This is a genomic window from Pseudomonas sp. KH_046_1 (assembly GCF_057839025.1).
On record NZ_CM174481.1, the window covers coordinates 2,967,159 to 2,988,583 of the forward strand.

At 59.1% G+C, this 21,425-nt stretch carries 19 protein-coding genes; 11 read left to right on the plus strand and 8 right to left on the minus strand.

Annotated elements, in window-relative coordinates; genetic code table 11:
* The first annotated feature begins 37 nt into the window (after window positions 1–37).
* The 11 genes from AC3IT9_RS13715 to aspT all read left to right on the plus strand — a co-directional run bounded on the left by AC3IT9_RS13715 (window position 38) and on the right by aspT (window position 14,346).
* A complete protein-coding gene (locus AC3IT9_RS13715; RefSeq protein ID WP_150723968.1) occupies window positions 38–829 on the plus strand; it encodes an enoyl-CoA hydratase/isomerase family protein in 792 nt (263 codons plus the stop codon).
* A 40-nt stretch (window positions 830–869) separates the two neighbouring features.
* Window positions 870–2,030, plus strand: a complete 1,161-nt coding sequence (locus AC3IT9_RS13720) for an acyl-CoA dehydrogenase family protein (protein WP_007981552.1) — start codon at window positions 870–872, stop codon at window positions 2,028–2,030.
* 18 nt (window positions 2,031–2,048) lie between these two features.
* The gene (locus tag AC3IT9_RS13725; protein WP_489273378.1) at window positions 2,049–4,148 is read left to right on the plus strand and encodes an acetate--CoA ligase family protein; all 2,100 of its coding nucleotides are present in this window, start codon (window positions 2,049–2,051) and stop codon (window positions 4,146–4,148) included.
* Between the two features lie 10 nt (window positions 4,149–4,158).
* Window positions 4,159–5,766, plus strand: a complete 1,608-nt coding sequence (locus tag AC3IT9_RS13730; RefSeq protein ID WP_489273510.1) for a 5-guanidino-2-oxopentanoate decarboxylase — start codon at window positions 4,159–4,161, stop codon at window positions 5,764–5,766.
* 24 nt (window positions 5,767–5,790) lie between these two features.
* Window positions 5,791–6,981 (plus strand): pyridoxal phosphate-dependent aminotransferase, encoded by a 1,191-nt coding sequence (locus AC3IT9_RS13735; RefSeq protein ID WP_489273379.1) that lies wholly within the window; start codon window positions 5,791–5,793, stop codon window positions 6,979–6,981.
* Entirely contained in the window at window positions 6,974–8,389 is a 1,416-nt protein-coding gene (locus tag AC3IT9_RS13740; RefSeq protein WP_489273380.1) for an aldehyde dehydrogenase family protein, read from the plus strand. The genes AC3IT9_RS13735 and AC3IT9_RS13740 overlap by 8 nt, the downstream gene beginning before the upstream one ends.
* Before the next feature lie 87 nt (window positions 8,390–8,476).
* Window positions 8,477–9,187, plus strand: coding sequence for an NAD(P)H-dependent oxidoreductase (locus AC3IT9_RS13745; RefSeq protein WP_489273381.1), 711 nt, complete (start codon window positions 8,477–8,479; stop codon window positions 9,185–9,187).
* A 486-nt stretch (window positions 9,188–9,673) separates the two neighbouring features.
* Window positions 9,674–10,036, plus strand: a complete 363-nt coding sequence (locus AC3IT9_RS13750; RefSeq protein ID WP_489273382.1) for a DUF6124 family protein — start codon at window positions 9,674–9,676, stop codon at window positions 10,034–10,036.
* A 270-nt stretch (window positions 10,037–10,306) separates the two neighbouring features.
* Complete coding sequence (locus AC3IT9_RS13755; RefSeq protein ID WP_489273383.1) at window positions 10,307–10,762, plus strand: hypothetical protein; 456 nt, start codon at window positions 10,307–10,309, stop codon at window positions 10,760–10,762.
* A 256-nt stretch (window positions 10,763–11,018) separates the two neighbouring features.
* Entirely contained in the window at window positions 11,019–12,629 is a 1,611-nt protein-coding gene (locus AC3IT9_RS13760; protein ID WP_489273384.1) for a mechanosensitive ion channel family protein, read from the plus strand.
* A gap of 25 nt (window positions 12,630–12,654) precedes the next feature.
* Window positions 12,655–14,346, plus strand: a complete 1,692-nt coding sequence (gene aspT, locus AC3IT9_RS13765; protein ID WP_150752789.1) for an aspartate-alanine antiporter — start codon at window positions 12,655–12,657, stop codon at window positions 14,344–14,346.
* A gap of 153 nt (window positions 14,347–14,499) precedes the next feature.
* Here the strand turns inward: aspT and AC3IT9_RS13770 are convergent, their stop codons facing one another.
* From AC3IT9_RS13770 to AC3IT9_RS13805, 8 genes are all read right to left on the minus strand, one after another.
* Window positions 14,500–15,000, minus strand: a complete 501-nt coding sequence (locus AC3IT9_RS13770; RefSeq protein WP_150723942.1) for an outer membrane beta-barrel protein — start codon at window positions 14,998–15,000, stop codon at window positions 14,500–14,502.
* 70 nt (window positions 15,001–15,070) lie between these two features.
* Window positions 15,071–16,666: an EAL domain-containing protein gene (locus tag AC3IT9_RS13775; RefSeq protein WP_489273385.1), complete on the minus strand. Its 1,596-nt coding sequence runs from the start codon at window positions 16,664–16,666 to the stop codon at window positions 15,071–15,073.
* Between the two features lie 263 nt (window positions 16,667–16,929).
* On the minus strand, window positions 16,930–17,943 hold the full coding sequence (locus tag AC3IT9_RS13780) for a helix-turn-helix domain-containing protein (RefSeq protein WP_489273386.1): 1,014 nt from the start codon (window positions 17,941–17,943) through the stop codon (window positions 16,930–16,932).
* Window positions 17,944–18,070: 127 nt separating this feature from the next.
* Window positions 18,071–18,403 (minus strand): hypothetical protein, encoded by a 333-nt coding sequence (locus AC3IT9_RS13785; protein ID WP_150723939.1) that lies wholly within the window; start codon window positions 18,401–18,403, stop codon window positions 18,071–18,073.
* Between the two features lie 177 nt (window positions 18,404–18,580).
* Window positions 18,581–18,880: a hypothetical protein gene (locus AC3IT9_RS13790; protein ID WP_489273387.1), complete on the minus strand. Its 300-nt coding sequence runs from the start codon at window positions 18,878–18,880 to the stop codon at window positions 18,581–18,583.
* A gap of 183 nt (window positions 18,881–19,063) precedes the next feature.
* A complete protein-coding gene (locus tag AC3IT9_RS13795; protein WP_489273388.1) occupies window positions 19,064–19,546 on the minus strand; it encodes a hypothetical protein in 483 nt (160 codons plus the stop codon).
* On the minus strand, window positions 19,543–20,364 hold the full coding sequence (locus AC3IT9_RS13800; RefSeq protein ID WP_489273389.1) for a winged helix-turn-helix domain-containing protein: 822 nt from the start codon (window positions 20,362–20,364) through the stop codon (window positions 19,543–19,545). Before AC3IT9_RS13800 ends, AC3IT9_RS13795 begins: the two co-directional genes overlap by 4 nt.
* A gap of 664 nt (window positions 20,365–21,028) precedes the next feature.
* On the minus strand, window positions 21,029–21,370 hold the full coding sequence (locus AC3IT9_RS13805) for a hypothetical protein (protein ID WP_489273390.1): 342 nt from the start codon (window positions 21,368–21,370) through the stop codon (window positions 21,029–21,031).
* Window positions 21,371–21,425: the final 55 nt, after the last annotated feature.

Sequence of the window (21,425 nt, forward strand, 5' to 3'; positions counted from 1 at the left end):
ATCACCTCAGACCAATCACAATAATTCGAGGATTCCCATGACCACTCAATCGTCGCTGCTCAGCCAGGTCGAAGCAGGCGTTGCCTGGATCACCCTCAATCGCACTGCCCAGCGCAATGCGCTGGACATTCCGACGCTGAAAAACCTGCACACCTTGCTCGACGGTTTCAACGCCGATCCAGCGGTGCGCGTGGTGGTGCTCACCGGCAGCGGCCGCAGTTTCTGTGCCGGCGCTGACCTCGATGAATGGGCCGATGCTGAAGCTCGGGGCGCGCTGGAAACCTACGGCTGGACCGAAACCGCCCACGCCTTGATGACCCGCCTGCACAGCCTGGAAAAACCCACCATCGCCGCCATCAATGGCACCGCCGTCGGCGCCGGGATGGACTTGACCCTGTGCTGCGACCTGCGCATCGCCGGGCAATCGGCACGCTTCAAGGCCGGCTACACCAGCATGGCGTACTCGCCGGACGCCGGCGCCAGTTGGCACCTGCCGCGTTTGATCGGCAGCGAACAGGCCAAGCGCCTGCTGTTCCTCGACGAATTGTGGGGCGCCGACCGTGCCCTAGACGCCGGTCTGGTTAGCGATGTCTGTGCCGACGATCAACTGCTGACGGTCACCAGCGAACTCGCCGCACGCCTGGCTGCCGGTCCGACCTTCGCCTTCGCCCAGACCAAAAAACTCATGCGTGAAGGCGCCGAACGCAGCCTGCCGGAACAACTGCAAGCCGAGCTTGCCGCCGGTTTGCTCTGCGGTCGCAGCGAAGACGGCAACGAAGCCCTGCGCGCCGCCATGGAAAAACGCCCGGCACGTTTCATCGGTCGTTGATTCCTCTCCATCTCCCAGAACACGAACAACAGGTAGCAGCATGAATTTCCAACTGACCCAAGAACAAGAAATGTTGGTGGACTCGGTACGCAGCTTCGTCGAGAAGGAACTGCTGCCCTATGAAGAGCAAGTCGACCGCGCCGACGAGGTCTCCCCGGAGCTGGCGGCACAGATTCGCGGCAAGGCGATCGCGGCAGGTTTCTACGCCTTCAACATGCCCGAAGAAGTGGGTGGTGGCGGCCTGGATTACCTGTCCCAGGCGCTGATCGAACGTGAGCTGTCCAAGGTGTCCTGGGCGCTGCATGTGTTCGTCGCGCGGCCGTCGAAAATCCTCATGGCCTGCACCGGCGACCAGATCAACGACTACCTGTTGCCGTGCATCCAGGGTGAAAAGATCGACTGCTTTGCCCTGACCGAGCCGGGTGCCGGTTCCGATGCCAATGCAATCAAGACCCGCGCCGTGCGTGAAGGCGACGACTTCATTCTCAACGGCAGCAAGCACTTCATCAGCCACGCCGGCCATGCCGATTTTGCCATTGTCTTCGCCGTGACCGACACCTACGAACACAACGGCAAAAAGCGTAACGCCGTGACCTCGTTCCTGGTCGACCGCAACACCCCAGGCATGACCATCCGCCGTGGGCCGAAGTGCGTGAGCAACCGGGGTTATCACACCTTCGAAATGTTCTTCGACGACTGCCGCGTGCCGGCCAGCAAAGTGCTGGGCGAAGTCGGCAAGGGTTGGGACGTGGCCAACGCCTGGCTGACCGCCGGGCGCGTGATGGTCGCGGCCAACTGCGTCGGTCAGGCCCAGCGCGCACTGGACGTGTCCTTGCAATGGGCGGCGGACCGCAAGCAATTCGGCCAGCCCATCGGCACTTACCAGGGCGTGTCGTTCAAATTGGCCGACATGGCCACGCAAATCCGCGCCGCCGAACTGTTGACCCTGCACACCGCCTGGAAAATGGACCAAGGCACCATGACCGATGGCGAGGCCGGCATGGCCAAGCTGTTCGCCAGTGAAGTGCTCGGGCGTACCGCCGATGAAGCGGTGCAGATTTTCGGCGGCATGGGGCTGATGGACGAAGGTCCGGTGGAGCGCATCTGGCGCAACGCGCGGATCGAACGGATCTGGGAAGGCACTTCGGAAATCCAGCGCCACATCATTTCCCGCGAGTTGCTGCGGCCGCTGCTGCGCTGATCGGCCCGGAGAATTCCCATGTCCCAAACCATTCGTGACAACCTCAAACGCATGCTCGCGCCGCAACACGTGGCGTTCGTCGGCGGCCGCAGTATGGCCCGCGCCCTCAAGCGCTGTGCCGAAGGCGGCTACCAAGGGCAAATGTGGCTGGTCAACCCGCAACACGACAGCCTTGAAGGGGTGCCGTGCGTGCGCAGCGTTGCCGAGTTGCCCTGCGGCCCGGACGCGGTATTCATTGCCACCAACCGCGAACTGACCCTGACCTGCGTGGCCGAGCTGGCCGCCATCAACGCGGGCGGGGCGATCTGCTACGCCTCCGGCTTCGCCGAAACCGGCGCCGAAGGCCAGGCCCTGCAACAGCAATTGCTCAAGGCCGCTGGCGACATGGCCTTGCTCGGCCCCAACTGCTACGGCCTGCTCGACTACCTGCACAGTTCCGCGTTGTGGCCGGTGGCCCATGGCGGCAAAGCGGTTGAGAAGGGCGTGGCGGTACTGACCCAGAGCGGCAACTTCGCCTACAACCTGTCCATGAGCGACCGCTCGCTGCCGGTGGCCTACATGGCCTCGGTGGGCAATCAGGCGCAACTGGGCGTGGCCGAATTGATGGATGTGTTGCTCGACGAGCCGCGCGTCACCGCCATCGGCCTGCACCTGGAAGGCCTGAAGAATGTGCCGGGTTTTGCCCGCGCCGCGCACAAGGCGCTGGAGAAGGGCATCCCGATCATCGCGCTGAAAACCGGCGTGTCGCAGATTGGCGCCGAACTGGCGTTGAGTCACACCAGTTCTTTGTCGGGTTCCGATGCGCTGTACGACGCACTGTTCGACCGCCTCGGGGTGATTCGCGTCAGCGGTCCGGTGAGTTTTGTCGAAACCTTGAAAGCCGCTGCTTGTGGCAATCTGCCGGCGGGCAACAGCCTGATCGCGCTGGCATGCTCCGGCGGCGACGCCGGGCTGATTGCCGACTACGCCGAACGCAACGACCTGGGCCTGCCGAAACTCGATCAAGGGCAGGTCGGCGAACTCGCGCAAGTGCTGCCGACCTACGCTAACCTGGTCAACCCGCTGGACTTCACTACGGCGATCTGGGGCGATGGCGAAGCCTTGAACCGCATGCTCGACAGTGCGCTGCGCACCGAAGCCGACGCTGCGATGCTGGTGCTCGACTACCCGTCGGAGTTCACCGGCGAGCGCAAGGAATGCGACCTGCTGCTGGAGTTGTACTGCGCGGCACTGCAACGTCACGGCAAGACCGGTTTTGTCACCTCGGCCTTCCCCGAGTTGCTGCCGGCCCATGCCCGTGAGCGTCTGCACGCCCAAGGCGTCGCGGCCTTGCAGGGCGTTGAGGACGGGTTGGCCGCGTGGGGTCGCATCGCCGGTTATCAACGCAATCGTCAGGCGTTGCTGGCGCTGGGCGAATCGGCGTTGGTGCCGCTGTGCCCGCACGCGCTGGAAGGCGAGGGGCGTTTGCTCAATGAATGGGATTCCAAACAGGTATTAAAAGCCTTTGGCCTGCCGACGCCCAACGGCGTTTTGAGCACCCCGGACAAAGCCCTGAAGGACGCCGAAACCCTGGGCTATCCGCTGGTACTCAAAGCGGTCAGCGCTCAACTGCCACACAAGACCGAGGCCGGTGCCGTGGCGCTGAACCTCAAGGACGGCGCGGCATTGAGCGCTGCACTGGAGAAGATGCGCAGCAGCATTGCCGCTTACGCCCCGGGCGTAGCCTTCGATCAACTGTTACTCGAACCCATGGCCAAGCCGCCACTGGCTGAACTGATTGTCGGCATCAAGCGCGAAAACGATTTCGGCCTCGCGCTGGTGATCGGTGCCGGCGGCATTCTGGTGGAGTTGCTCAAGGACAGTCGCAGCCTGTTGCTGCCGACCACCGACGGCGCGATCCGCAACGCCTTGCTCAGCCTGCGCAGCGCACCGTTGCTGCAAGGTTTCCGTGGTCGCGAGTCTGCGGACCTGGATGCCTTGGTGACCGCCATCCGCGCCGTGGCGGACTACGCCTGCGAAAACGCCGGACACCTGCTGGAACTCGATGTGAACCCATTGTTGGTCGGTGCCCAGGGCACGACTGCGGTCGATGCGTTGATTCGCTTCGGCCAGGAGTGAGGACATGAAAATGCAAAGCAAAACCTTGACCGGTGGCCAGGCCCTGGTGCGTCTGTTGGCCAACTACGGCGTCGATACCGTGTTCGGCATCCCCGGCGTACATACTCTGGAGCTGTATCGCGGCTTGCCCGGCAGCGGCATCCGCCACGTGCTGACCCGCCATGAGCAGGGCGCCAGTTTCATGGCCGACGGTTATGCCCGGGTCAGCGGCAAACCCGGCGTGTGCTTCGTCATCACCGGCCCCGGCGTGACCAACGCCGCCACCGGCATCGGCCAGGCCTACGCCGACTCGATTCCGATGCTGGTGATTTCCAGCGTCAACCACAGCGCCAGCCTGGGCAAGGGCTGGGGCAGCCTGCACGAGTGTCAGGATCAACGGGCGATGACCGCGCCGATTACTGCGTTCTCTGCAGTGGCACTGACCGCCGAAGACCTGCCGGAACTGATCGCCCGTGCCTACGCGGTGTTCGACAGCGAACGCCCGCGCCCGGTGCACATCTCGGTGCCGCTGGACGTGCTGTCAGCGCCGATTGCCCGTGACTGGAGCAATGAGGTGGTGCGTCGCCCGGGTCGTGGCCCGGCGTCGGCCACCGCGATCGATCAAGCCGTGGAAAAGCTGAAGGCTGCCAAGCGCCCGATGATTATCGCCGGTGGTGGTGCGCTCAATGCCGCTTCGCAACTGCAAGACATCAGCACCCGACTCGCCGCGCCGCTGTTCACCAGCGTTGCCGGCAAGGGCCTGCTGCCACCGGATGCGCCGCTCAATGCCGGTTCATCCCTGTGCGTAGAACCGGGCTGGAACCTGATCGCCGAGGCCGACGTGGTGCTGGCGGTCGGCACCGAAATGGCCGATACCGACTACTGGCGTGAACGCCTGCCGCTCAACGCCGAACTGCTGCGCGTCGACATCGACCCGCGCAAATTCAACGACTTTTATCCGTGCGCGGTTGCCTTGCACGGCGATGCACAACAAACCCTCAGTGGATTGCTTGAGCGTTTGCCGTCTGATGTGCGCGATGCCAGCGCTGCGACTGCCTCGGTCACCACTCTGCGCGAAGCGGTCAAGGCCAGCCATGGCCCGTTGCAGTCGATTCATCAATCGATTCTCGACCGTATCGCTGCAGCGCTGCCGGACAACGCATTCATCAGCACCGACATGACCCAGCTTGCGTATACGGGTAACTACGCCTTTGACAGCCAGGCCATTCGCAGCTGGTTGCACCCCACCGGCTACGGCACCTTGGGCTACGGCCTGCCGGCCGGTATCGGCGCCAAGTTCGGCGCGCCGCAGCGGCCTGGCCTGGTGCTGGTGGGCGACGGTGGTTTCCTCTACACCGCCCAGGAACTGGCCACGGCTGTCGAGGAACTGGACAGCCCGCTGGTGGTGCTGCTGTGGAACAACGACGCCCTGGGACAGATTCGCGACGACATGCTCGGCCTCGACATCGAGCCCATCGGCGTGCTGCCGCGCAACCCGGATTTCGCCGCCCTCGCTCGTGCCTTCGGCTGCACCGTGACTCAGCCGCAAAGCCTGGCCGAGTTGCAGACCGACTTGCGCCAAGGCTTCAAGCGTAATGGCGTGACCCTGATCGAACTCAAGCATGTCTGTGCGCATTGATCTGTATTTTAAGGGGATGAAGCCATGCGCTTTTCCGATCTGACTCAACGTATCGCCGGCGACGGCGCCGCCGCGTGGGACATTCACTACCGCGCCTTGGCACTGCGCGAGCAAGGCGAAGACATTCTGCTGTTGTCCGTGGGTGATCCGGATTTCGACACGCCACAGCCTATCGTGCAGGGCGCCATCGACAGCCTGTTGAGCGGCAACACTCACTACGCCGAGGTGCGCGGCAAGCGTGCCCTGCGTGAAGCCATTGCCAAGCGTCATCAGCAGCGCAGCGGCCAGTCGGTTTCGGCGGATCAGGTCACCGTGCTGGCCGGGGCGCAATGTGCGCTGTTCAGCGTGGCCCAATGCGTGCTCAATCCGGGTGACGAAGTGATCGTCGCCGAACCGATGTACGTCACCTACGAAGCGGTGTTCGGTGCTTGCGGTGCCGTGGTGGTGCCGGTGCCGGTGCGCTCGGAAAACGGTTTCCGCGTGCTGCCCGAAGATGTCGCCGCGCGCATCACTCCGCGCACCCGGGCGCTGGCACTGAACAGCCCGCACAACCCGTCCGGCGCGAGTCTGCCGCGCAGCACCTGGGCTGCCTTGGCTGAACTGTGCATCGGCCACGACCTGTGGCTGATTTCCGATGAGGTCTACAGCGAATTGCTGTTCGAAGGCGAACATGTCAGCCCGGCGAGCCTGCCGGGCATGGCCGAACGCACCGCGACCCTCAACAGCCTGTCGAAATCCCACGCCATGACTGGCTGGCGCGTCGGCTGGGTGGTGGCGCCGCCGTCCCTGGCCGCGCACCTGGAAAACCTCGCGTTGTGCATGCTCTACGGCTCGCCGGATTTCATTCAGGACGCCGCCGTGGTGGCCCTGGAAAGCAACCTGCCGGAACTCGAAGCCATGCGCGAAGCCTATCGCCAGCGTCGCGACCTGGTGTGCGACAGCCTGGCCGATTGCCCCGGCGTGCGGGCGTTGAAACCCGATGGCGGGATGTTCGTGATGCTCGATATCCGTCAGACCGGGCTCAGCGCCCAGGCGTTTGCCGACCGTCTGCTGGATCGCCACGGCGTGTCAGTCTTGGCGGGCGAGGCCTTTGGTCCGAGCGCGGCGGGGCATATTCGCCTCGGTCTGGTGGTCAGCGCCGAACCGCTGCGCGATGCCTGCCAGCGCATTGCCCGTTGTGCTCACGAATTGATGGAGGCCCAGAATCATGCTTAATCACAAGTCACTGTTTATTGACGGTCGCTGGCAAACTCCGTCGGGGCAGGGCATCGCCGAGGTGATCAACCCGGCCACCGAAGAAGTGTGCGGCAGCGTTCCACTGGGTGATGAACTCGATGTCGAAAACGCCGTGGCGGCTGCACGCCGGGCGTTCGACTCATGGTCGCGTACACCGTCCAGCGTGCGTGCCGGTTACATCCGCGCCCTGGCCGATCAACTGCGCAATCGTGCCGATGAGATGGCCTCGGTCATCACCACTGAACTGGGCATGCCGGTGCAATGGTGCCGTTCGGTGCAGGTCGACGGGCCGATCACTGGCCTTGAGCAGTACGTCGAACTGGCTCATCTCATGGACGAAGTGCGCGAAGTCGGCAATTCGCTGGTGATCCGCGAGGCCGTGGGTGTCTGCGCGTTCATCAACCCGTGGAATTACCCGCTGCACCAGCTGATCGGCAAACTCGCCCCGGCACTGGCCGCCGGTTGCACGGTGGTGGTCAAGCCGAGCCAGGAAACCCCGCTGCATGCCTTCCTGTTGGCGCAAATGATCGAGGACATCGGCCTGCCGGCCGGGGTGTTCAACCTGGTCAGTGGTCCGGGCTCGAAAGTCGGCGAAGCGTTGGCCAAACACCCGGATGTGGACATGGTGTCGTTTACCGGCTCCACCGGCGCCGGCGTTCGCGTTGCGCAAGCGGCGGCGCCTTCAGTCAAACGGGTGTGCCTGGAACTGGGCGGCAAGTCGCCGCTGCTGATCGCCGAGGATGCCGATCTCGCAGCGGCGGTGCGCTACGGCGTGCAGGACGTGATGATCAACTCCGGCCAGACCTGCACCGCGCTGACCCGCATGCTGCTGCCGGCCAGCCGTTACGCCGAGGCCGTGGAACTGGCGTTGGCGGAAACCCTGAGCCTGCGCATGGGCGATCCCCTCGACCCACAAAGCTTTCTCGGCCCGATGTGTTCGGTCGGGCAAAAACGCACCGTGCTCGACTACATCAAGGTTGGCCAACAGGAAGGCGCACGGCTGCTGTGCGGCGGTGACACGCCATCAACGTTCGAGCGTGGCTTCTATGTCAGCCCGACGCTGTTCGCCGATGTCGACAACCGCATGCGCATCGCCCAGGAAGAAATCTTCGGCCCGGTGCTGTGCCTGATTCCCTACACCGATGAGGCGCAAGCGATCCAGATCGCCAACGACTCGCCATTCGGCCTGTCCAGCGGCGTCTGGGCCGGCAGTGCCGAGCGCGCCTTGCACCTGGGGCGGCAGATGCGCGCCGGTCAGTGCTTCCTCAACGGCGCGGCGTTCAATTATCAGGCGCCATTCGGTGGCTACAAACAGTCGGGTAACGGTCGCGAATGGGGTGAGGAGGGGTTGAACGAGTTCGTCGAAGTGAAGGCGATCCAGGTGTGACGGTTGGCGACGCAAACTGTTCATCACCCACGATGTTGCTACTCCACACCTTCAACCGATTCGCTGGAACAAGTCTAAGGAACCACCATGAAAGTACTGATCGTCCACGCCCACCCGGAGCCGCAATCCTTTACCGCCGCCCTGCGTGACCAGGCCGTCGCCACCCTCGAAGCCCAGGGCCACGAAGTGCAGGTCAGCGACCTGTACAAAATGAACTGGAATCCGGTGGCCAGCGATGCGGACTTTTCCTCCCGGGAAAACCCTGAGTACCTGGTTTATGCCCTGGAACAACGCCTGGGCGTGAAGAGCCAGTCACTGGCGCCGGACATCCAGGCTGAGTTGGACAAACTGCTGTGGGCCGATCTGCTGATCCTCAACTTTCCGATCTTCTGGTTCTCCACCCCGGCCATGCTCAAGGGCTGGATCGACCGGGTGCTGGTGTCCGGCATCTGCTATGGCGGCAAGCGCTTCTACGATCAGGGTGGTTTGGCCGGCAAGAAAGCGCTGGTGACAGTGACCCTGGGTGGTCGTGAACACATGTTTGGCGAGGGCGCGATTCATGGACCGTTGGAGGACATGCTGCGGCCGATTTTGCGTGGCACGTTGGCGTATGTCGGTTTTGACGTGCTGGAACCGTTCGTGGCCTGGCATGTGCCGTACATCAGTGAAGAGGCGCGCCAGCAATTTCTGGTTGATTACAGCCAGCGGTTGCAGTACTTGAGCGACGACCAACCACTGGTATTTCCGAAGCTGTCGCAGTTCGATGACAAGCTCTATCCGCTGACCACCAATGCCTGACTGACACCTCATACCCTGTAGGAGCGAGCCTGCTCGCGATAGCGGTGGGTCAGTAAGCAAGATGTTGACTGACACGCCCTCATCGCGAGCAGGCTCGCTCCTACAGTTCTTTGTGTTGGCTGTCCTATTTGGGGGTGTTTAAGAGGTTGTTTAGCGGGTGTCAGCGTTACGTCTGGCAAGCTACAACGGCTTGCGTCATTGCCTACAGCTACGCCAGAATCCGCCGGCTTGTGCGCCTTGGAGCCGGGTTCTATCGTTTGCCGGTCGCTGCAAAACAGCAGCGATCGGGTTTGGTAGCCCGGTGTTACAAGGTGCTATGCGTCGCTATCAGCAGCGTTTTTCTGCTCTGCTACATGGTGGCCATGCACAGGGCGCCTTCGGGCGCGCCGGTCCTTGTACCCGGTCTACCAACCTGCGTATGGCCACCACCCAACGTTTGGTAGCGTGAGAGTGATGGCTCCTTTTTACGGTACAAGGAGTTTCACTATGTTCAAAGTCACACCCAATCCCCCGGACACCGATCCTACATCCCCGTACGAAACCCTCGACTCCCAAAAACTCCACGAAGCCGCTGAGCGCGCCCTCGATCACTACCTCAACCCCGGCCCCGGCATCATGGCCACGCCGCGTAAACCCAGCACCATGTTCATCGTCAATCCCGAACTCAATGTCGAGACCTTACTGGTGCATGCCTGTGAATCGCTGGCATCGGCCAATGTCATGGCCACCGATCTGGTGGATCATCTGGAAGGAACCAGCCGCAATGCGCTGCTGGGCATTGCGCAGGTGATCATGCTCGGAGAGCTGGCAGTGAACCGGGCGCTGGATCAGCTCGATCCGCCTGAATAACCGCCCATTCGCTGATCACCTGTAGTCCTGTGGGAGCGGGCTTGCTCGCGAAAGCGGTTTCACATTCAACGAAGAATTTGGCAGAAACACCGCCTTCGCGAGCAGGATCCCACACAACTCCAACCACTTGTTCGGAAGTCCTTCTCTGCGGGGCCGTTGAACTACACTTTTCAGTTGCTCCACCCGATCGGCAGGGCGACGCATGACGTCGCTTGCCATCCGCCAGTCGCCCCAAGGCTTGCCCGTGTAGCAAGCCTGTCGGAGGTCATCATGAGAAGGTTTTCATCGCTTAGCCTGTGCCTTGCCTTGTCGGTTTTAAGTGCCCCGGGATGGGCGCAATCGGTGGTGCCGATGAAAGGGCAAAGTTCGCAACAAACGCAGGCGGATATGTCCGAATGCCAGAGCATCGCCAACAGTCAGGCTGCATCGACGTCTTCGACACCATCGGGCGGGCGGGTCAAAGGGGCGGCAGTGGGGGCTGCTGCCGGCGCCGTGGCGTCTGGTGTGCGCAGTAATCAGCACGATGCGTATGATGATCGTGTCGACAGTGATGTGAAACAGAACGTCCGCCAGGACCGCGCCAAGGAAACCGCCGCGGCCGGTATGGTTGTCGGTGGTTCGCGCCAGCGTCAGGAGCGTCGAGCGGATGCGAAGACCACGGAAACGAACACTGCGTCGGCCTACAGCAGCTGTCTGCAGGGCAAGGGTTATCAGGTCAATCCTTGAGTCAGGTATGGAACACACTGTAGGAGCGAGCTTGCTCGCGATGGTCGTCAACGATAACGCTGGTTGGCAGGTGCCCCGTGGTGCTCTCCGGTTTATCGCGAGCATGCTCGCTCCTACAGGATCCTCGAGTTCGCTGTTTCAAGGAGACAGACGGGTAAGAAAACTGCCTGTAGCGCAAATCTGACAACCGTTCATCGGTGAACTACGCTGCGATACGTACCCTCGATCTGAATTTCGTGACGTAAGGATCCGACACATGCGGAGCAGGCTGCTCGCTGTAATGTTTACTGTTTTCGGGATGTTCTGGTCGGTGCAATTGTGGGCTGGAGACGCACCGAAAGCGGTTGATGCTCCCGTTGAATTGAAAGTGGCCAACCGCAGCATCATGGTGTTTCGCGCGACCCTCCTCGGAGAAGCCCCGGCGTCGCGGGTCAAACGGGCGAAAGCGGTGATCGGTGAGGCACTGGACGACGCCGATGATCTCAATGTCTCCATCGATCCGATCATGAAAAGCTACATGGTGCTGCTGGGAAGCCGGCGCGCCTTTATCGTTTCGCCCAATGATTTCGACGAGACCGAATACGACTCGGTACAGCAGGCCGCCGAAGCCGCGGCCGGCAAGCTGCGCCAGGTCGTGGCCGAAACCCGGGAGGCGCGCAGCCTGCGGTTGATCCTGCGCTCCGTGGTCGCCGCGTTGATCGCCACCGGCGTTTACATCGCGCTGCTGTTCGGCATGTCGTACCTGCGGCGCAGAGTGCTGAAGAAACTGCCCGAACTGATGCATCGGCACACCCAGGCCCTGAAAGTCGGACGGGTTCCGCTGATCGACGCCAATTACCTGTATCCGTTGGCGAGCCGCCTGCTGGAGCTGGTGCGCTGGATCATCGTGTTGCTGCTGACGTACGAATGGCTGGGCTTTGTCCTGTCGCGCTTTCCCTATACCCGTCCGTGGGGCGAAAGCCTCAACAACTATCTGCTGGAGCTCGGCGGCTATCTGCTGCAAGGGATCGTTGGCGCCATACCCGGGCTGGGCGTGGCGCTGGCAATCTTCTTCATCGCCCGCGGCGCAACCGCGTTCATGCGGCGGATACTGCGGCGCATGGCGGCACCCGGAACCCTCAGTTGGCTCAACCATGAAACCCTGCAACCGACCCAACGCCTGACGTCCCTGGCGATCTGGCTGTTTGCCCTGGCCATGGCCTACCCGTACCTGCCGGGTGCCGGTACCGATGCATTCAAAGGCTTGTCGGTGTTGATCGGCCTGATGATTTCCCTGGGCGCCACCAGCGTGGTGGGCCAGGCGGCGGCGGGGTTGATCCTGACCTACACCCGAACCTTGCGCCCCGGCGAATTTGTGCGCATTGGCGACTACGAAGGCACGGTGACCGAACTGGGCATGTTCACCACCAGCATTCGCACCGGCCTGGGCGAGGTGCTGACCCTGCCCAACTCGATGATCACCGGCACCGTCACCAAGAACTACTCGCGGGTGGTACAAGGCCCCGGCTACGTGGTCGACACCGTCGTGACCATTGGCTACGACACGCCGTGGCGGCAGGTGGAGGCGATGTTGCTGGAGGCCGCAAAGCGTACACCGGGGATTCTCGAAGTACCGCCGGCCCAGGTATTCCAGACGGCGTTGTCGGACTTCTACCCGGAATACCGGCTGGTGGCCCAGGCCATTCCCAGTCAGCCCCGGCCGCGCGCAGTGCTGCTGAGCATGCTGCACGCCAACATCCAGGATGTGTTCAACGAGTACGGCGTGCAGATCATGTCGCCGCACTACCTGGGTGATCCGCAACAAGAGAAATGGGTGCCCAGGGACAAGTGGTACCCGGCCCCCGCGCAAGAAACGAAGGAATCCTGATGTCGCCTGAAAGGGAGTTCGCACCATGATCGAGTTTGTGCTCCATGCCTTGCGGACCGACCCGGAAATCGCGGTGTTCCTGGCCATTGCCCTGGGCGTCTTCGTCGGCCGTATCCACATCGGCAGTTTTCACCTCGGTTCCGTGGCCGGTGCACTGCTGATGGGGCTGCTGATCGGCCAGATCGGGTTGGAAGTGCCGACCGGATTGAAATCGGTATTTTTCGTGATGTTCATCTACGCGGTCGGCTTCAAGAGCGGGCCGGAGTTTTTCGGCAGCCTCAATCGCGGCACGCTGAAACTGGTGGTGTTGAGTGTGGTGCTGTGCGGGACCGCGCTGGCGGCCATCTTGCTGATGAATGCGGTCTTCGATTTCGACGCCGGTTTCACCGCCGGGCTCGGCGCCGGGGCACTGACCGATACGGCGATCATGGGCACCGCCACCAGCGCCATCAATCAACTGTCGATCGACACCGCGGCCAGGGCCCAACTCAACAGCCATATGGCGATTGCCTACGCGATCACGTACCTGTTCGGCACCATCGGCCTGATCGTGTTCGTCGGCAGCATTGCCCCGAAGCTGCTGGGCGTGGACCTCAAGGCGTCGGCACGGGAGTTGGAACTGGAGCTGGGCATCGCCAAGGAAGAAGACGCGATTACTGTGCCGTACACCCGCATTGTCGTGCGCGCCCATCAGGTGGCGGACAACGGTTCGGCGAATGGGCAGCGCATTGCCGATGTGGAGAAACAGTACGAATCGCTGACCGTCGAGCGCGTGGTGCGTGCAGGAACAGTTATCGAGCGTGACGAGGCTTTCACGCTGATGGCCGGGGATATCGTCGGGGTCTACGCCTTGCGCGAAGCCGTGGGCACGCTCACCCAGTGGATCGGACCGGAAATCGACCATGCCGAATCCTTGTCTTTCCCCACCCGCGAAGTGGACATCGTGGTGACCTCACCGGAGTTCGCCGGCAAGACCATCCATCAGGCGAAAAGCCGCCTGGAAAGCGCCAGGCGCCTGGGCTGCTTCATCAATACCATCACCCGCCAGGGCTACGAGTTGCCGTTGCTGCCCAACACGGTGCTGCGTCGGGGCGACGTGATTACCCTGACAGGCCGTACTGCCAGCGTCGAAGCGGTGGCCAAGCGCCTGGGGCGGATTCGCGAGCACAACTACAAGAGCGACATCGCCATGCACACCCTGGGCATGGTGCTGGGCTCGTTGCTGGGGCTGTTGTCGACCCATATCGGGATGATCCCCGTGGAACTGGGCATCGGTGGCGGGGTGTTGGTCGCCGCGCTGGTGATCGGTTGGTACAACTCGCGCCACCCGGAAATCGGCGCCTTGCCGCCGGCTGCGCAATGGGCGTTTTCCGAGTTCGGCTTGACCGCGTTCGGCGCGGTGGTCGGCCTGCTGGCCGGCCCCGCGGCTTTTGCCGCGATGAAGGAGCAAGGCCTGGCATTGCTGCTGTCCGGCGCCGTGGTCACCATCGTGCCGCCGTTGGTGGCGCTGTACTTCGGCCGCTATGTGCTGCGCCTGCACCCGATGATCCTGTTCGGTGCACTGGCCGGTGCACAGACCGAAGCGGCGTCGATGAACAAGATTATCGAACAGTCCGGCAGCAACACCCCGGTGATCGGTTTTACCGTGTGTTATGCGATTTCCAATGTGTTGCTCGCGGTGTGTGGGCCGATCATTGTGTTTGTGGTGGCCGGCTAGCGATTTTGCAACCGTAGTGACTTCTGTGGCGAGGGAGTGCGTATTGCGGGAGCAAAGGCAAACTCGAGCACCGGTTATCGGGCCCGGTGCCAGGCGGGGGACGTTGCGCAGAGTGCGTTGAGCGACCGGCAAGGCCGCTCAGTTGTAGCGGTGTTAAAAAAGCATATAGGCGGATGCGGTCGTCTGGTTCAGGTCGATCTCTCCGACTTCCAGAACTTCGTATTCCGCGCGCAGGCCAATGTTGCGGAAGACATCGACCTCGACGCCGACACCGTAGGTCAGGTCAACCCCGGTATCGTCGTCGGTGGCATTGCCGTCGGCGTCCCAGGCGTGAGCACCGACACTGCCGAATACCCGCACCCGATCGCCCAGCGGAAAGCCGACATGGGCGGCAGCCTGGGCCGATTTGCCGTCGAAATCGACATTCTTGTCCTTGAATTGACCGAGATCGACATAGGCACCCTCGAAGGCCAGGTAGCTATTGACGCGATACCCGGCATAAACCTTGTAGCTGGTGTCGTCGTCGTCCAGTCTGGATTCGTCGGTCTGTATGCTGCTTACGCCAGCTCCAAGATATAAGCCTTTGTCATCAGCGAGCGCTTGAAAAGACAGCAACGATAGCAGTGAAGCGAAGCCAAGGTTTCGAAGTCGCATGTGTGGTGGAGTCCTTGTACAGGTTTGTCTGGTGTTAGGGTTCGGCGAGCATTTGAGGGGCCGTGAGGGGTTAATAGAAGTCATTGATTGATATTTTTGCGTCGTACGGCGGGATGTTTGCCGGGCATTGAAAGTAGCGTCTTGCCAACGCTTGAACAGGCAGCGCTTTGCAGAACAACCCGCCTTGCGCCAATACAACCCCTTCCGAAACCAGATGCGGCAGTTGCTGCTGACTCTCGACACCTTCGGCCACGACCTTGAGTCTTAGCGACTTGGCCAACCGGGCAATGTGTCGCCACAAGGCATCCTCGGCAGCGATCTTGTCGTCTGCGATGAATGAGCGATCTATTTTCAGAATGTCGAAAGGCACCGAATCCAGAAGCGAGAGGTTGGAATAGCCGATACCGAAGTCGTCCACGGCAATGCGATGTCCACACGCACGAAGCCGTCGCAATTGCAGGGCGGCAGGCTTCTGATCGAGCAGGGTCCTTTCGGTGATTTCAAACGTCATGGCGGACGCGGGCATGTTGTAGGTTGCCAGCAGGTCGGCCACATAGTCTGGAAGGGTTGGGTCCTGAATATCCTGGGCGCAAAGATTGACCGTAATGTAGAAGTCCTTGCACGCCCAAAGGTAGGTGCTGTAATCCTCCGCCACTTGTCGAATCACCGAGCGCGTAAGTTTGCGGATCAAGTCAGACTTCTCCGCCACCGGAATGAAAACATCCGCAGGCACCTGGGTGCCGTTGTCGCTCCAGTGAGAAAGTGATTCGGCGCCAACCAGATAACCCGTCGTCAAGTTAACGATAGGCTGGTAGTGAACACCCAGCGTGTTGGCTTTCAGGGCATTGCGAAGCCGTACGGCGATAGAGGTGTAATACCGTTGGGCACACCTTGCGAGCAAGAGCAGCGCTGCGAACACGCACACAAGGCCAATGAATAGTTTGAATTTGAGACCTGTCAGGTAACTCAACGGAAGAGAAATGACGGCGATCAGTTCATTTCGGTTGCCCGCAAAGGCGATCAGGACCTTGTCCGCCGAGGTAACCAGTTCTTCCAGGTGGAACGGCTTCTGCATCGTCAGCGGCTTGGGGCCCGTGGAGGCAATGGGTACTGCGCCGCCGGGACCGATGAGGTCCAGTTGCAGGTCCTCGGGAAACTTCAAGTTGTCGAGCAGGATCTTCTTGTTTACCCAAACGTAGGTTGACTGTTCCGACACAATGATAAAGTCGGTGTCCGCAGATACTGCGTGACCGGAATCGATCCAATAGCTTCGTTTTCCAACGGAGAACTTGCGCTTCTCGTTACCGGCCAGTATCGACTGGAGTTCTTGTCCGTAGGAGGAACAGATCTTGCCGTCGGGCAACTGGATTGCCGCTTGATCAACAAATCGCAGGTTCTTGACCAGATCAGCCAGTAGTGAGTATTGCTCGACGGAGCATTCCTGACCCGAACGATCAAGATCGCCGAGGGTTTCCAGTACTTTGTCGATCTGCGTATTGGGCTCCACTTGAGCAGCACGCAGATCGGCATAAACGTTATTCAACTTCCGTGCGATGAATTGCTCAGCCAGTCCTCCAGCACAGAACCATGCGGCCCAGCCCGTCGCAGCAATCAGGCATACAGTGACTGCTTGCCTTCCAAGTAACGCTTTATATGCGGCAATCATCGAAAAACCCCGAGGTATCAATATTTCACTGTGCACCTTGTAGTCGCGGATTAAACGTCTTCAGTACCAGTCAATGACCCAGGCCAATAAGATGCCGCTTGTATAGATGGCAATGCACAGGGCGATTTTCTGCTTGAGTGGCAGTGTGTTTATTCGATGTTGCATGCTTATCTCCTTGAGTGGGCAAATAAGCAATGGTGGGTACCTGTGTTCAAGCAAAGGAAATTATTAATCATCATTTGCAGGGCATTTATAAACATCTGTTAACGATAACTCTTATCGCCAGCAACCTGGATGTAAACGGATGAGGACGTGTTCCTGGGCTTGGCTGAGTTGCGCCTGGCCGTTTCTGACGGAGTCTCTCCGTAAGCAATCTGATACGCCCTGGAAAACCGACCCAGATGGTGAAAGTTCCAGAACATCGCGGTTTCTGTCACGGTGGGCCACGTTTTATTGATCAGGTCGCGACGGGCACTGGCGAGTCTCAGGTTTCTGATATAGGCGATTGGCGACATCCCGAACGTTTCAATAAAGCCAAAATGCAGGGTGCGAGTGGTGGTTTCAAGTTGCCTTACGAGCGTTTTTATAGAGAGCGTTTTTTTTGTGTTTTCATGAATGTACTGTATGGCTTCTATCGCCACCTTTCTTCTTGTCGGGACTTTGCGGCTGAAGCCACCAGCGGGCGTCAATGACTGCAATAGAGAAGCAAGTACCGCACTTTCAATCGCTGAACTCTCTGCTGCGCTGCGTTGTGCTGAAGCAGCGTCGTTGATGTCGACACAGCAAGCGCTGATGGCTTGAATGGCAGATTGTATGAATTGAAAGTTTTCAGCCTGGAAGCTGTGTTGTGTTCTGTTTGCAAGTACATCTATGACAGAGTGATGTTGGCGGCACCGGTCATAGTTTTCCAGTGTTGTGGTGATGGTGAAAAGTGTTTCATTCGGTTCGCAGGTGTAATGCACCGATTCATCGCTGTGCAGTACGATGATTTCGTCAGGCCGTAGTTGGTGATTGTTTACGACGGGGCGTCCAATCGGGGGCTGCGAGATGGCGAATGTCACGAACCCGGCAGGGACAGAACTGACCAGGGTGACGGATGAGTCGAACTCAAGACGGCTGCACTGCAGTTCCGGACTGTGAAAGAGCTTGTGTTGCCGAATGCGCGCCTCTTGCTCGGTCGGAATAAGGCTCATTTGCCATTTGCCTATTGTTCTATTCAGTTGACTCGGCAAGGCAGAGGACAAATGAAAGATCTCGTCGGGCGGTGCGATACTCATGAAGTTGAAGGCTCATCTGTTAAATGATTAGGGTCAAGCCTGACGGGCAGTCATGGAGAAGGTACGCGATTCGGCGTCCTGTCGGTCGGTGAGATCGACCCCATTGCCATTGGCTTTGAACGGGTTGTCAGAGTCCCCGGATCAGTTCCAGCTCCGCCGAAAATGCGTACTTGTTGTCCAACGGTGAATCGTCCATGTGTTGAACGTTGCGCGGGTCAATTTTCGAACTGAAGATCTGCGATTGGGGTTTCATCGGGTCAATGGCTGCAGCTGTAAAGGCGTAAAAGTCGTCAATACGATAACCGGATTTTACCTGATAGCTGGTTTTCACTGCACTTGGGACCTTCTTGTTGGTTTCGACACTCGTCAATTTAGCACTGTAGACACCCTTGTCGTCGGCCATGGCCTTGAGAGAAAGCAATAAACCAAACGACACGGTGACGAAGTTTTTCAGTAGCATCGAGGCGATTCCTTATTAACAGTTTATTCAGGCAGAGCAGAATGTCAGCTGCATCTCTGCCACGACTTGGGCTGCAAATAATCTCACTTCGATAGTGCCTGCCACAGTCAATAACTCATATTTACGAGGTCGTCACGATGTTAAAAATACCGTTTGCCCCTGCTTGCACCATACGCGTCAGAGTAATATGAGCGGGCTGGCGTAACTCGTGCCGGTATCACCTTGTGGTGGGGTGGAGAGAGGGAAATCACTGTCCTGCTCGTCCGCATGATACTCATTCTCGCTTTGGATTTTCAGATGCGATAGTTTCTGGCGGTCATCCGGGCTTGTTTCAATTTCATAATATTCAATGGTCGTGCTTTCGACGGAGTGCTCGTCGTGCGCCAGCGAATAAAGTGGCATGGCAGAAAAAAATAAAACCGCGAGGAATCCGAAAGTCGTCGATTTGTGGGTTCGCAGGAAATGTAGGGCTTTCACTTGATTCTCCTGTAAGGGCATTGTCCCGGACGAGAATCAAGCAGGCTCGATTCCAAAGATTATCGGCGAGGGATTTTTGACAGGAGAGGCGTTTGATTCAAATCAATAAGTGTTATTTTTGTTTGAAAAACTCTTTGAGATGAACCTGTGCCAAGCGGGTGTTGAGTCAGTTCGGGAGGCCGATTAATGGTTCATGCAGCGCAAGCGGCCAAGTTCATGTACATAAAAACACACGGCGTTTTTATCCGACGTTGGAATCAATTCGTAGTTTAGAATGGCGCCTTCTTGCAAAACGTATTGACGTCTGAAGAACAGGTCAGGGGTCTTTTCAATGGCAAAAAGTTCATTGTCCTGGCTGAGCTTGATGTTGCTGACTTTTATTTCGACGTGGGTTTTGCTTTCGCCGATTATGTTCGCTGAAATAGTCGCATTGCGGATTTTTCCATTCAGGCTTTCCAGCGTGGTTCCAGTGAGTCGGCCATGCCCGATAGTGAGGTACTCTTCGGTGTTCAGTTGATCAAGATCTTCCAGCCATTGTCGGGCTTTTGTTTGATAACTGGTGTTTTCCATGTAGTGCGAAGGAGAGTAAACAAGGGAGAAAATGCAGACTGCATTGATCAAGGCGATGATCGGCCAGTGAACGGCTTGCGGAATTTCAAACTTCATAGGGTGACTTCCAAACATTGACGGATCATCAAGGCGAGGTCTCTTTCGCTGCTGTTCAATTGTAGATTTGCAGTGCTTAGATCCGGGCGAATGCACGATACGGAATAATTGGCTTTATACAGGTTGATCCAGACCTGGCCCTTCAGGTTTGGCGGTAGTTGTTCAGTTTGTTTGGCCGACAGATCCATCAGCGCTTGAGCCTCGGCAAGATCGCCGCCCACGGCGTGTATGACCAGTCCATTCTTGTCGACGCTGGAAATTTCAATTTTTGGCGCGTCGAAGTCGAATTGAAAAATGGTAAAGACAACGACTGCCAGCGTAACCATATAAGCGATCAGCTGGGGTTTTGTAATGCGCGTGGATTTATTGGTTTTACCTGAGGGTGCAAACAGCCCATCACTACCAGGTGGCGGTAGTTGTCCAGGGATGGGGGCGGGTGGCTGCGCTGTTTCCTCTCCGGGGGCTGGGACATCTGCTTGTGCATCGACGACACATTGCCGGTTGAAGCAATATCCGCGTCGAGGAACAGTCATCAGGATCTCGTGATCCCGACTGTCATTGAGAATATTGCGTAGTGAGAAAACCGTTTGGTTCAAACTGCCGGAGGCAACCACGCGGTCATTCCAGGTGTAGTCGATGATTTCATCGCGGCTTTTAGTGACACCTGGCTCCATGAGCAGCAGGTCCAACAGACGCGACTCAGCTCTCCCTAGCGTGGAATTCTGTACATCTCCATGGGGTGTTGTAATGGAAAGCATGGCGCTGTCCGGGTCGAATACCGCCACGGCGCCATTTTTCAACTTGAAGGTGTAGCTCATAGAAATCTTCCGTTCAGGCGGTACTGGCCTGAGTATAGGGGCCGGATTTGGCTCGGTACATTCTGGTCTGGGAGGTGAACGAAGATGAGGGCCAGGCGGAAGGTGCACTGTGTGTCGCATTTACAATGCCGGACTGGCTCGTTTCAGAGGCGTGCCGTGCGGCAAACAGCCCGGCCTGTCAGAGGTATCAGTTGAATCAAACAAGGGAAAAGCATTGCTGGATGACCCACGGTTTTTGATTTGGACTCCGTGAATAATGCTTGGAATGGATTTTCTGCGCTATCCGAAAACTGCAAGCTCGGGCAGGTGGGTTTGCGCGCCGCCACGCCTGAATGAACTAACTTCGCTGTTGCGACAGGCTTCAGTTGCAGCCTGAACTATCAGGATACAAATCAATGATTGTGTTTTTGTGCGCCTGGCTTGTTGAAGATTATTTTTGATTCTTATTAGCTTTGAACCAGGGGCGTTAGCGATTTAAATGGATATCGAGGAGCGTTGACGCACATCGCGTACATGGTTTGTTTGTCGCGGCGTAAACGATCCTCACCTCTCGTTCTACGGCTTTGCCCCGAGTCCTTTCATGAAGGGCTCGGGGCTTTTTTTGTTTTGGAGGGGGGCAGGCGATGTCTGGAGGGGAGGAGGGCAGGCAAGTCGCTGTCTGGCGCTACAGGCATTCCTGCGCGGTACGCTCGAAGCTCGATGGCTTGAAGGTCGAGGCCAGCAATTGGCGCTCGTAAAGGTACACATTGCCTCCATCCTGTGCCCTATGGGTTTCCAGCACAGTGTCTACGGCAACTTTGCTCGAAACGACAACCCGGTAGCTGCGTGCGCTCCCTGACACGACAGGGCTCATCTCTTTGTCCTTTAACTTCGGTACGAGGCAGTCGACATACTGCTCGGGCGATTTGTCCGTTAGCAAAGTTAAAGTCGGGTCGTTCGCGGAGGAGACACAGCCGGCCAGAAGCCAGGAGGCGAGCATCACGGCAGGAACACACACGCGGCGCATCGGTGGAACCCTCAAGTTCGATTCGGTTTGGTTCGTTGAGTCATGGCCAGGAAGG